We start from the raw sequence: 11,856 nt of genomic DNA on the forward strand, positions 1-11,856 counted from the left end.
GTTGTTACCTTTGACATTTAATTTTTACTGTCTACAACTTGTAATACCCTTTGTAATACCTCCTGGTAGGCATTTTCAATATTTCCTAAATCCTGGCGGAAACGGTCTTTGTCCATAACTCGGCGGTTAGGGTCTGCTTCTAGGGTGTCCCATAAACGACAAGTATCAGGGCTAATTTCATCTGCCAAGAGTAACTGCTGTTGTGAGTCCAAACCAAACTCTAGTTTGAAGTCTACTAAAGTAATACCGCACCGCTGCCAAAAATCCTTGAGAAATTGATTGATTTGCAATGCTAGATGAGTAATGGCGTCAACTTGTTCCGCTGTGGCTAGTTCCATCAGGTAGAGGCGATCGCGTGTCAATAACGGATCGCCTAAGTCGTCATTTTTATAATAAAACTCTACCAAGGGTTGTTTGAGAACCTGACCCAGTGGTAATCCTGTTTGTTTACACAGACTACCAGCAGCAATATTTCTGACGACAACTTCTAATGGTAATATCGTCACAGCCTTCACCCGCATTTGGTTTGGGGCTGGGCTGTCTATAAAGTGAGTTTTAATACCATGCACCTCTAGTTCTTGAAATAATTTACTGGAAATGCTACAATTAATATGCCCTTTGCCGACGATACTACCCCGTTTTTGGGCATTAAAGGCAGTGGCATCATCTTTGAAATCAGCCAATAATACTTCTGGATTGTCCGTTGTATAGAGAATTTTGGCTTTGCCTTCGTAGAGCTTGGAATGAACAGACATGGCGAGAGATAAAGTTTTAGGTGAGAGGGAGCTTTTGTCCTTTTAGGCTAAACCATTTTATCTTTAGTTATTCGTCATTAGCTATTACTCATCCGCAAGCCAAGGCGAGATGGAGATTTCACTAACCCCGTCCTCAAAGAACGGGGATTGGAATAGCCAATTATTCCAACGTAAGAAGTGAATAGCCCTTTGAGACTCAGCTTGGTACAAACTTCCGAATACTTCCCTAGTTCGGACTATCTTTAAAACCGATTGGCTCGGTTGCTTGTAGAAAGGACATCTTAGCTGCGTTGGGCGAAGGGACTTAAACAGGTTTTCTAGTTCCTGGGATTATCTCCACTCAAAAACTAGATCCCGCAAGGGATGATCAAGCCGTCCTTATAGGACGGGGTTTCTACCCAATATTTCGATGAGTAGAGGGGGAAAGGGGGTGATGGGGAGTCAACCGTCAACCGTGGGTGTCAGCAACCCAGTCCTAAAGGACTGAGCTTGTAAGAGAAATCAAGCAAGCTGTGCTGACCAGACCACCTAGCAATAGGTAGCCGTTATTTGAGTCACGACACCTCGGAATGCGTTCGCCCTTGGCGTTGCCGAAGGCTAGCTAGTTCCCTGCTCTGTCGCTTGTGATTAAACAGTTCTAAGGTCACTGGAACAGTGTTGCAAGCCTAACAAGCTCTTATAACTGGTCGAAGCTAACTTTACCCCGAAAGGGTGGCTCCTGGCTGCGCCACGCTGCGCGAACGGAGCAAAACCGTTATGCGTACAGGATTGGGAGATTTGAAATGGTAATTGTCCCATTGAAAGTGCAATACAAAAGCACACCAAATTAAACAATCCCAAGGCGGTAATGGATCAACAAGATTGACTGCGACTAAAGTCGCCGAGTCGCTTCCCTCTCAGGTCTAAAGACGCTGAGTTTCCCGCATCCCACGAGGTTCTATGAATAATTATTGATCCTGTAAGAAAATTTCGGAATTAGGTAAAGTATATATTATTACGAATTGCCCCCAATTCTCACGAAGTGCAGCATTGCTCCAATTTGGGTATAGTTGGTTACTCCTGATCGCACCATTAAATAACTGGAGAAAAAAATAAATGAATAAAGATGATTTTCTCTATCCTCGTGGTCGCTACTATGGCCAAGTAAAGCCAGAAAACTTGGTTTTCAATGCGAATCTACAAGAATTTGCCCAGCGAGTGAGTTACATCTGTAACTTAGAAACAGGTGGAAAACTACCGCCAGGGGAAGCTTACGCACAAATTAAGGCGTTATGGAAACAGTTGAAACGGACAAAAAAACAACTAAAAATTGGCGAAGACCCCTTTCAAGATAACGATGGGGAAATTGAAGGTTGAGGATGGTAAACAGACCCGCGTTGTAGGGGTTTAGCAATGCTAAACCCCTACGAAATCTCCGGTTTTTTTGCATCTCATATTTTGTGTTTTTTGTCAATGCGTAAGTCCTAGTATCTTAACTTAGCGCTATTCACCCTTGACGCTTGACGTTTGACGCTTGACGTTTGACATAACTACTTCGCAATCATGGTCCAGACGCCATCCCAAGAGTCTGGGGGTGGAGTTTGCTGGTAATTATGAGCGCGTTCTAGATGAATACGAACAGCTTGGTCTTGGGGTCGAATGTTTTTGGCGGCTTCAAAACAGGCGATCGCTTGTGTAAAGTCACCAGAGACATAAGCAGCACGTCCTATATCATAATGGGATAAAAACTCTTCGATGGTGGGGTCTAGGGGAGTAGTGCGATCGCTAATTAACTCGTAAATATTCACCGCTTCATGTTTACCTTTGACGCGAATTTTATCTAACTGACGCACCCAGATGCGATCGCTGCATAATTTATAAGTAAATTCACTTAAAATAATATCGCAATGATATTCTTTTGTAACTCCTTCCAATCGGGAACTGAGATTTACACCGTCGCCGATAACGGTGTAATCCATTCGTTTTTGGGAACCGATATTACCCGAAACCACTTCTCCAGAACTAATTCCAATGCCAATATTAATTTGTGGCTGCGCCTGAATAATCCGCCGTCGATTAAATTCCGCGAGTCGTTGGCGCATATCCAAAGCCGCCTGTACAGCCCGCCAAGCATGATTTTCTATCAACGGTAGGGGGGCACCAAATACAGCCATCAAAGCATCACCAATAAACTTATCCAGGGTACCTTCGTAGTTAAAAACCGCTTCCACCATTGTTTCAAAATACTGATTAAGCAGCGATACCACCTCAGCCGCTCCGAGATTTTCCGTAAGGGTAGTGTAGCCTCGGATATCAGAAAACAAGATAGTAACTTCTTTGCGCTCACCGACCATTAAAGCATCTTCCCCCAAAGCCATAACTTGTTCAGCGACATGGGGGGTCAGGTAGCGGTACATAGTAGTTTTCATCCGTTTTTCCTGACTAATATCTTCCAACACCACCAAACCACCGCGTACACCGCCTTCTGGGTTAGTCAAGGGATTGACAGTGAGATTGATGCTGCGTTCTAATTTTTGCACCTCACTAGCACTCAAAAGTTGAGATTCGGGAGTCAAGGATTGATTCCAGGGGATAAAAACATCTGGATTGGTGCGATCGCGCACTACTAAAATTGAATGCTGAGTTGGCGACTCTGCTGACTTAGAGTTATGACTGTGATTAAGTCCTGAATCCTGAGTTTCATTCGCAGTTAGACACTCAGTACTCAATTGATGCAATCCCACATTCAAACTTTGCTCTGGGACATAATGTTTTGCCGCAAATTTTAAACTATCTTCCAGGCGCATTTGCAAATTTTCAATCGGCACAACCTCCCAAACTAAGCGATTAATCAAATTTTGTTCCCACAAAAGCTTGTGGCTTTTAGTGTTAGCCTCCCCCAAGGGACAACCAAGTAACTCCAAAGCAGCATCATTAATTGTGACAATCCGACCTGCCATATCTGTAGAAATTACCGCATCTGACAGACTTTGGAGAATGTCTTTTTGATATTGTTTTTCTAATAAAACATTTTCAAACAAACGAGCATTTTCTAAAGCAATTCCAGCTTGAATATTAAAAGCCCGCATAAATTCTTCATCTGAGGCAGTAAAACTACCTTTTTGCTTATTAATTAACTGTGTAACCCCAATCAATTCATTTGCCGAATTAAACACTGGTAAACACAGAATATTACGAGTTATATACCCAGTTTTTCTATCTGTACTGGGGTCAAAACGGGGGTCTTTGTAAGCATCGGAGATATTTACAGCTTCACCAGTAGAAGCCACATAGCCAGCAATTCCCCGGTTGCAAGGAATGCGAATTTCCCTCAAGTTTGTACCATCAGCCGCTGCTGCGACCTTTGTCCAAAGTTCGCCCATTTCTTTAAGATACAAAAACAGCGTGCTACGGTCTGCTTGCATTAAAATTCGGGCTTGCTCCATAACTATCTGCAAAGTTGCTTCTAAATCTAAACTTTGCCCCAACGTCTGAGTTGCTCGCAAAAGAGCCGTTGCACCTCGTTGATTGCGAGCTGCTACATAAAAAGACTGACAGGTTTCCAGAATAATGCCAATAGAAGAAGCAAAATCTCGAAACCGTGCCTCATCATCTTCATCAAAAATCAGATTTCCAGCTTTATTTGCCAGTTGTACTACCGCGACAGTCTGATTTTTACTACTCATCACCGGCATACATAAAATATTGCGGATTTTGTAGCCCATTTGCTTTTCTAATTCTGGGCTAAATAGGGGGTGAGTAGAGGTATCTGATATATTTAGATATTGACCTGTACTAGCAACATGTCCAGGAATGCCAACTGTAATGGGAGAGCGAATTTCTAAGGATCTTTGGGTATTATCTTGGGGGACTTTTGACCACAGATGATTTTTGTCATAGTCTACTAAAAAAATAGCTGTGTGTTCTGCTTGGAGAATTTGACCAATTTTGAGAGTGATAGCTTCTAGAACCTTCTCCAACATAGTTTCTAGAGCTTCATTATTGATCAGATCAATTGCTCTGAGAAATTGCTGGAACTCAGCCGTGATAAAATCAAGTAAGCAGATAAATTCGTTAACAGAAAAGTCTTTAACACGACTTAATAAGGCTTGGGTGCGATTAACTTGTGTCAGTTCAGTTAATGTCGTCAGGACGCTACCGGGATTGGGAAGTGTCATGTGAATTTTAGATTTTAGATTTTAGATTTTAGATTCTAAATTTTGCGGGGTTGCTGAAACAGTAAGTTCATATTGAACTAGTATATATAGGAATCCGGGATGAACTACCCACAGTTGGCTCCGCCTGAACTGTGGGTTTCTACGTCCCTCAGTTCGTTTCTAGCAAAGCTTTCTGTAGATTTTTGACGCTTCTTTGCCCCTAGTTGCTTCATGCTTCCCGCTTTTTTGCGAGTACATGAAGTAGAGCTAGATGGCTCTGCGCCTACGAAGCCAGTTCCTGACTCCGGTAGAGTGCCTTTAGCCCAGTAAAGCATTACCTCGGCAGCAGCAATATCTCTGTCCTGACGGTATCCACAAACACCACACTCGTGAACTCTAATATCAAGTGTTTTCTTATGTTGATGACCGCACTTTGGACAGGTTTGGCTAGGCCTTACCTTCAGGGTTGGAACTTCTACAAATACACCACCAATTTGTTCTACTTTGTATTTGACAGTATCGCGTAGCATCCCAAAACCTACGTCAAGTATTGACTTATTCAAACCCGATTTTTGCTTCTTGCGCTTACCTTTTTTAGCCTTGCTGGTCATCTTCTTTACTTCTAGTTTTTCAGTTGCAACGAAGCTATTACCGCTGACTATTTCTGCTGCAACTTGATGCACCCAATTCTGTCTTTGATTAGCAACCTTGCGAGTTATCTTGCTAACCTTAGCTTGGGATTTTTTCCATCTTCTAGAAGCTTTAATTTTTTTCTTTCTATTTGGTGCGCGTTTGCGTCTCTTCTCTTTAGACGCTTTTTTTATTTTCTGTTCAGCATTCCTCAAAAACTTTGGCGCTTCAATCTGTTGATGATTTTCGCCATCAGTAATTGACAATGCTGCTTTACATCCTAAATCTATACCAATAGCACCCGTTGGTAAAATTTCTGGCTTGAGAACTTGGTCTAAAGCATCAATTGTGATTGATGCGTACCATTTACCATTTCTGTAAACAATTGTGCAAGTAGTTGGTTTACCCCAATACTTAGCTTTACCCCTCATTTGAATTCGTCCAATTTTAGACAGATTCAAATACCCATTTTCGCCATTAGATTCTACAGAATAACCAGTTTTAGCTGGATATGTCCAACCAGAATAATGGCGAATTGACTTGTATTTAGGGCGTTTACCCAATCCTACAAACCAGCGTTGGAAAGCAAAATCAACACGTTTTAAAGTTGCTTGTAGAGCTTGTGAATTGATTTCTTTATACTCTATCCAAACTTCTTTGAACTCTGGCAAACAATTCTGTTGTTCAAAATAATCAACCTTGTGGTTGAACTTTTGATATTGAGTGAATCTGTTATAAATAGCAGCATTATACAAGTCTTTATGGAGCTTTCGGTGATACCGCAAAGACTTCTCTATCTGCTTATTTGGGTATAACCTGAAAGTCATCCGTCTTGTAGCCACTGATTTATTTGCCTCCTTTTTACATTTATTCTATGATATTACAGTTGACCTATAGGCTTGTCAAAAGAGGCAGGGGAGCAGGGGGCAGGGAGCAAGGGGGAAAACTGAGACGGAGCTTGTACTCCGCCCCAGTAAGAGCGCCCTAGAAGGGCGGGGCTTCTCTTCGAGACGCTCCGCGAAGATACCCATGTTCCGCTCCGCTTCACGGCTTCTCTGCGAGACGCTCCGCGAACGGGACAGGGATTGCTCCCCCTGCTCCCTGCTCCCTGCCCCTCCGCCTCTTTGGTCAAGTTCTTCCCAGAAAAGGCTCTCATTCTGTTTTCTCTATTCGCCAACATTTTGTGTTTGTAACCAAGTACAGACGCAAAACAATAACCGCTTCAATGTTGGAACGGTTGCCAGAAATATTTGCAAATGTCTGTAGAAAAACCAAGTGCAGACTAATCGAGTTTTCAGGCGAAGTGGATCATGTTCATTTGCTAGTTGATTTCCACCCAGATAACAACTTATCCGTTCTTGTAGGTAGTCTAAAATCAGCATCAAGCAGAATTATTCAGAAAGAATTCTCAGAACATCTATCTAATTTTTATCGTCAACCTGTTTTTTGGTCTAGTTCATATTATGTCTCTTCTACTGGCGGCGCACCAATTGAAAAAATCAAGCAATATATACAATCTCAAGAATCCCCAAATGAATGAATGGCTACTCCTCATACATCCATTCCCTTATCAACCTTGCGGTCGATTTTGGTCATAGATGCAATCGTCGCAGCCCGCTATTCATCCCCACCTTGCGAGTACGCTGAAGGTGGGGACTTTCGCGCTACGTTAATTTTTGAGCAAATTTAATTATCTGTAGGGTGGGGTGGCACATACTTAAGCAAAATTTGCTACATTATTATCATATGGTAGTCCACCACGTTAATTTTTAACGGCTACAAGCTCCCCGACTGCTTGAATGATGCTGCTGGCGAATAGAGGGTTAGCGGCTGCTCGATAAATTGTGTGTATATCTGGGTAAATATGGAAAATTTTCGTAGTACTCTGTCAAGATAAAAATGATGGACTGTAGTGCGGGCATCTTGCCCGCGTGAGCGAGACGCTCACACTACCAAAAATCCCTCAAAACAAAATTGACACAGTAGTAGGGGCACGGCACGAATAAAATTGTCATTAGAAGAAAAAATTTTGGATGCCGTGCCCCGTAAGTGTATATCATTCGAGCCTAACATCCCTGTATTGCTATATAACCTGCTTATAGTAATCTTGTAGCTGCCGTGTTGCCGCTGCCCATCCCCACCTTTGGGCTTCCTGGCGGGCATTTTCCCGGATTATATCTCTTTTTTGTTGATTTTCTAACAGGCGAAGAACTAGTGCGCTGACATCTTGAATATCTGCTGTTGGCTCAAAAAGATATCCATTAACGCCGTCTGTGACAATATCTGGAATTCCACCAGAACGGGCGGCCACGACTGGACAACCAGCAGCCATTGCTTCGAGTAGCACTAATCCTAGAGTCTCAGTGCGGGAAGGAAAGATAAAGACATCAGCACTGGCCAAAGCTGAGGCTAACTCATTCCCCATGAGATACCCGACAAAATGGGTATTTGTGCCATCGAAGTGTTCTTGTAGCACTTGGCGGTGGGGTCCATCCCCTATCAATGCCAAACGTGCTGTAGGAATTGCCGCTAAAATTGGTTTGATGCGCTCAATTTCTTTTTCAGCACCAAGACGACCAAGGTATACTAGCAAGGGACTTTGGGGATGATTCTGTGATAAACGCGATCGCATTTCCACACTAGCCTGTTGTGGGTGAAATAATTCTGTATCCACCCCTCTTTGCCACAAATGCACCCGTTCAATCCCTTGTGCTGTCAATTCCTCAATCATCGCCGTGGAGGTACAAAGATTCAAAGCGGCTTGATTATGACCATATTTGAGTAATGTCCACAATAACCCTTCAAGCTGTTCCAAGCCGTAATGCTGGAGATATTTGGGCAAATGGGTATGATAAGACGCTACCAAAGGAATTTTCAAAATTTTGCTATAAAATATCCCAGCTAATCCCAAAACCGCTGGATTCACGACATGAATCACATCTGGCTGAAACTTTTGGAGAAGAGAACCAATTTCTGGCCGGGGTAGAGCTATTTTTAACTCTGGATACAATGGTAGAGGAAAGCCCGATACACCATAAACTTTAGCTCCTTTGTATTCAGTTATGCCACCATCCGGGGCAATTACCAGAACTTGGTTCCCACAACGCTGTAAATGGTCAACTGTGTAGCGCAAGCGAGTGACAATACCGTCAACTTTAGGCAAAAAGGTTTCAGTGAATAGAGCAATTCTCATAAAGTGTTAACCGTTATATAAAATCTACTCATAACTCAATATTGCGTAAGTTTTGCCTCATTTGGCGTTGTAAACGAGGAGATTTCCAGGGTTTTAGCCTATTTTATTTCCAAAACCTACGCAGTATTGACTTATGACTACTCATCAGCAAGCTAAAAGAGTCAAAGATTTAAGTAGCCGCGATTCCCGGCGTACACCAGGACGCATGAACAAAATTCTTATTCCCCTCCTTGCTTGCGCTTAGGGGCTAGGGGTGGGGTCTTATTTTCAAGTCAGCTAATCATGACAAGAATTTAGATAATTATTTGAATTCAGTCACCAGCCCTACTTCCTGTGCCAGGAAACTTTGGGAACAATTTGCTTTTTATCAACTCGTTGCTGATATTTGATAGCAAAATTCAACAGGGAATCGAGTAGCGAATCAGAGAGATAGTGAGGCTGTAAACCTAAATCGAGTAATTTAGTGTTTTTGGCGTGAAAATAATGTTCTTCTTTTTCGATTCTCGGATTATCCAGATGATTGATTTCTATATTTAAACCCATTGCGTTCCCTGCTTGTTTCACCATCATTGCCAAATCAGCAACGCTGAATTGTTCGGTAAATTGATTAAATACGCGGAAGTCACCTGGTTCAGGAGGATTAGCGATCGCAATTTCAACACAGCGCACTGTATCCCGAATATCCAAAAATCCGCGAGTTTGCCCACCTTTACCATAGACGGTGAGGGGGTGTCCAATGGCTGCTTGAATGCAAAAGCGGTTGAGAGCAGTCCCAAACACGCCATCATAATCAAGGCGATTAATCAACAGTTCGTCTAAGGCCGTTTCTTCAGTTAAGACGCCGTAAACTATACCTTGATTTAAGTCAGTCGCCCGCAATCCCCAAATCCGACAAGCAAAGTGGATATTATGACTGTCATGGACTTTGCTTAAGTGATACATAGAACCAGGTTGCTTGGGATAAGGCAATGTATCCTTGCGTCCATTGTGTTCAATCGTGATATAGCCTTCTTCTATATCGATGTTGGGTGTACCGTATTCACCCATTGTCCCCAACTTGACCAGATGACAATCTGGAAAATCTTCCCGCATGGCATACAGCAAATTCAAGGTGCCAACGACATTATTGACTTGAGTCAAAACTGCATGTTCACGGTCAATCATCGAAAACGGCGCCGAACGCTGTTCCCCAAAATGGACTAGCGCATTTGGCTGAAATTGCTGTAGGGTTTGACTGAGAAATTCATAATTCGTAATATCCCCAACGTACAGCTCAATAGATTTACCCGTCAAATCGTACCAGCGCTGGAGACGTTGGTGAATTGAGGCGATTGGGGTCAGGGTTTCTATACCCAATTCGTTATCCCAGTGTCGCCGCACCAAACTATCTAAAATCCCAACTTCATAACCTCGATTAGAAAGGTAAAGTGCGGTAGCCCAACCACAATACCCATCACCACCAATAACCAGGACTTTCATTTTTACCAGTTGTTACTCGCTGATAGCTAAAATTTATCAGGTTTCGGTTCCCTATCACCGACCAAAAGGGACAGAAGTCATTAAAGGGCTTTGCGGGGATTGGGGATTGGAGTAAGGAGTAATGAGTAAGGAGTAATGAGTAATGAGTTAGGAGTTATACCGTTACAATTCAAGTATGATACAAATACGTTGGTAGGGAACAATGCCGTGCCCTTATGGGAAATCTATATGTATCAGAGTTTTGGTGAAATGGTATTAGGAGTTATTATTCTCCCCATCTTCCCCAGTCCCTAGTCCCCAGTCCCCAGTCCCCTACTTGGGAATGCGGTACTGCTGGGCGATGTAGTGAAACAACCGATAGTAATCTTGAAATTCTTGGCTTTGACTTCGTGCTTGCAAATAATATTTTATTTGGCCGTGAGTCAGCGTTAGCGTCATGGAACTTACTTGTTGACCAACTTCCACAACCAGCACTCCAGATACACCTTGGGCGGTCACAAAGTTGGGATTAATGGTAGTTTTTGCCTCCGGGTCTTTGCTGTTTGATTCTGGTAGACGATTACCAGCCCATGAACGAAGCTCGACAGAGTTTTTTTGCGGTGATACAAAGGCAATACCATCCCCATTTGCTGGGGCTGGTAATGAAGTCCAATTGCTGGGATAGGTCAACTCAAAGCCGTAACGGGAATTTTTATAAGTCTTCCAAGGGAGATCAGAAGCGTTAAAACCAGTCGCCGTACACCCCCACAGCATCATCAATAGGGCGATCGCTCCGCCAAGGCTTTGGGCACTACTATAAATTCTTCGCTCGAACCTACAAGTTTTAGCCGCAGCAGTAGACATTGTTATGTGGCGCATAGGATATGGAGCATAGGGCATAGGGCATAGGGCATGGGTCATGGGGCATTGGGCATGGAAAAAACATGGCTAGGTTTAATTATGTCTAATACTTAGTGCAAATAGGCATAAGTAATCTGGGAAATGGGGATTGGGGACTGGGGACTGGGGATTGGGGACTGGGGACACTTCGGCGAGCTCAGTGCATCGCTGGGGACTGGGGACTGGGGATTGGGGACTGGGGATTGGATTAATTTACTCTTGACTCATTACTCATTACTCATTACTCCCAACTCCCAATCCCCAAGCTAATGTAAAGGAATGTAACAATATTGCCATCAAAACGCTTTACCGTCTTGACAATCTCTAAAAGACTCGATAAGTTATATACATACCCGGGTAAGGCCATCTAAGAGTTATATGCAAACGCAAACTAAGCAAAAGGTTACTTTGTATTTATCGCCAGAACTACACAAAAGACTGAAAATTCGATCAGCTATTGATTCGGAACCAATGTCGGACCTTGCGGAGCGTGCCCTGGTTTTTTACTTGACTAATTCCGAATTGGTGGATGAGATAGAAGCTTCTGCTTATGGAAGAACTCATAGAGTATATTCATGTCCAAGTTGTGAAAGTTCGCTGGTATTGCGTGATGGGGAATTAGTTACCTTAGGTCATCAGCCGGGAGTAATTGGTCAAGAGCATCTTTCGATTAATGAGTTGGAAGAAGATGAAACCCATCCCAAGGGTGAGGAAGAATTAGTTCCTTGCTAGATAAGAATGATGAATGAGTAATTAATTCGTTTGTCGTTACCAAAAAGATGTT

Annotated in this window: 10 protein-coding genes; 4 read left to right on the forward strand and 6 right to left on the reverse strand. The window is 42.9% G+C overall.

Annotation, left to right across the window (positions count from 1 at the left end; genetic code table 11):
- Positions 1–17 precede the first annotated feature (17 nt).
- Entirely contained in the window at positions 18–755 is a 738-nt protein-coding gene (gene purC / locus HEQ19_04425) for a phosphoribosylaminoimidazolesuccinocarboxamide synthase (protein WYL98879.1), read from the reverse strand.
- A 1,095-nt stretch (positions 756–1,850) separates the two neighbouring features.
- Here purC and HEQ19_04430 point away from each other — a divergent pair.
- Entirely contained in the window at positions 1,851–2,111 is a 261-nt protein-coding gene (locus HEQ19_04430; GenBank protein WYL98880.1) for a hypothetical protein, read from the forward strand.
- A 173-nt stretch (positions 2,112–2,284) separates the two neighbouring features.
- On the opposite strand, the gene HEQ19_04435 is transcribed toward HEQ19_04430, so the two are convergent.
- Complete coding sequence (locus tag HEQ19_04435; protein WYL98881.1) at positions 2,285–4,912, reverse strand: GAF domain-containing protein; 2,628 nt, start codon at positions 4,910–4,912, stop codon at positions 2,285–2,287.
- Between the two features lie 104 nt (positions 4,913–5,016).
- The gene (locus HEQ19_04440) at positions 5,017–6,348 is read right to left on the reverse strand and encodes a transposase (GenBank protein WYL98882.1); all 1,332 of its coding nucleotides are present in this window, start codon (positions 6,346–6,348) and stop codon (positions 5,017–5,019) included.
- Between the two features lie 281 nt (positions 6,349–6,629).
- On the opposite strand from HEQ19_04440, the gene tnpA reads away from it, so the two are divergent.
- Complete coding sequence (gene tnpA, locus HEQ19_04445; protein WYM03252.1) at positions 6,630–7,061, forward strand: IS200/IS605 family transposase; 432 nt, start codon at positions 6,630–6,632, stop codon at positions 7,059–7,061.
- Between the two features lie 543 nt (positions 7,062–7,604).
- On the opposite strand, the gene HEQ19_04450 is transcribed toward tnpA, so the two are convergent.
- The 3 genes from HEQ19_04450 to HEQ19_04460 form a co-directional block, all read right to left on the reverse strand.
- Positions 7,605–8,714: a glycosyltransferase family 1 protein gene (locus HEQ19_04450; GenBank protein WYL98883.1), complete on the reverse strand. Its 1,110-nt coding sequence runs from the start codon at positions 8,712–8,714 to the stop codon at positions 7,605–7,607.
- A 324-nt stretch (positions 8,715–9,038) separates the two neighbouring features.
- Complete coding sequence (locus HEQ19_04455) at positions 9,039–10,193, reverse strand: NAD-dependent epimerase/dehydratase family protein (protein ID WYL98884.1); 1,155 nt, start codon at positions 10,191–10,193, stop codon at positions 9,039–9,041.
- A gap of 312 nt (positions 10,194–10,505) precedes the next feature.
- Positions 10,506–11,036, reverse strand: a complete 531-nt coding sequence (locus HEQ19_04460; GenBank protein ID WYL98885.1) for a hypothetical protein — start codon at positions 11,034–11,036, stop codon at positions 10,506–10,508.
- A gap of 138 nt (positions 11,037–11,174) precedes the next feature.
- Between HEQ19_04460 and HEQ19_04465 the strand changes: the two genes are divergently transcribed.
- Together HEQ19_04465 and HEQ19_04470 are read left to right on the forward strand one after the other, a co-directional pair.
- Entirely contained in the window at positions 11,175–11,342 is a 168-nt protein-coding gene (locus HEQ19_04465) for a hypothetical protein (GenBank protein WYL98886.1), read from the forward strand.
- 108 nt (positions 11,343–11,450) lie between these two features.
- Complete coding sequence (locus HEQ19_04470; protein WYL98887.1) at positions 11,451–11,804, forward strand: hypothetical protein; 354 nt, start codon at positions 11,451–11,453, stop codon at positions 11,802–11,804.
- Positions 11,805–11,856 lie beyond the last annotated feature (52 nt).

This window comes from Gloeotrichia echinulata CP02 (assembly GCA_038087035.1).
GTDB lineage: Bacteria > Cyanobacteriota > Cyanobacteriia > Cyanobacteriales > Nostocaceae > Gloeotrichia > Gloeotrichia echinulata.

Excerpts from the sequence above, each read along its gene's own strand:
- purC (WYL98879.1), bottom strand. The coding sequence starts at position 755 with ATGTCTGTTCATTCCAAGCTCTACGAAGGCAAAGCCAAAATTCTCTAT.
- HEQ19_04430 (WYL98880.1), top strand. The coding sequence starts at position 1,851 with ATGAATAAAGATGATTTTCTCTATCCTCGTGGTCGCTACTATGGCCAA.
- HEQ19_04440 (WYL98882.1), bottom strand. The coding sequence starts at position 6,348 with ATGACTTTCAGGTTATACCCAAATAAGCAGATAGAGAAGTCTTTGCGG.
- HEQ19_04465 (WYL98886.1), top strand. The coding sequence starts at position 11,175 with ATGGGGATTGGGGACTGGGGACTGGGGATTGGGGACTGGGGACACTTC.
- HEQ19_04450 (WYL98883.1), bottom strand. The coding sequence starts at position 8,714 with ATGAGAATTGCTCTATTCACTGAAACCTTTTTGCCTAAAGTTGACGGT.
- HEQ19_04460 (WYL98885.1), bottom strand. The coding sequence starts at position 11,036 with ATGTCTACTGCTGCGGCTAAAACTTGTAGGTTCGAGCGAAGAATTTAT.
- HEQ19_04470 (WYL98887.1), top strand. The coding sequence starts at position 11,451 with ATGCAAACGCAAACTAAGCAAAAGGTTACTTTGTATTTATCGCCAGAA.
- HEQ19_04435 (WYL98881.1), bottom strand. The coding sequence starts at position 4,912 with ATGACACTTCCCAATCCCGGTAGCGTCCTGACGACATTAACTGAACTG.
- HEQ19_04455 (WYL98884.1), bottom strand. The coding sequence starts at position 10,193 with ATGAAAGTCCTGGTTATTGGTGGTGATGGGTATTGTGGTTGGGCTACC.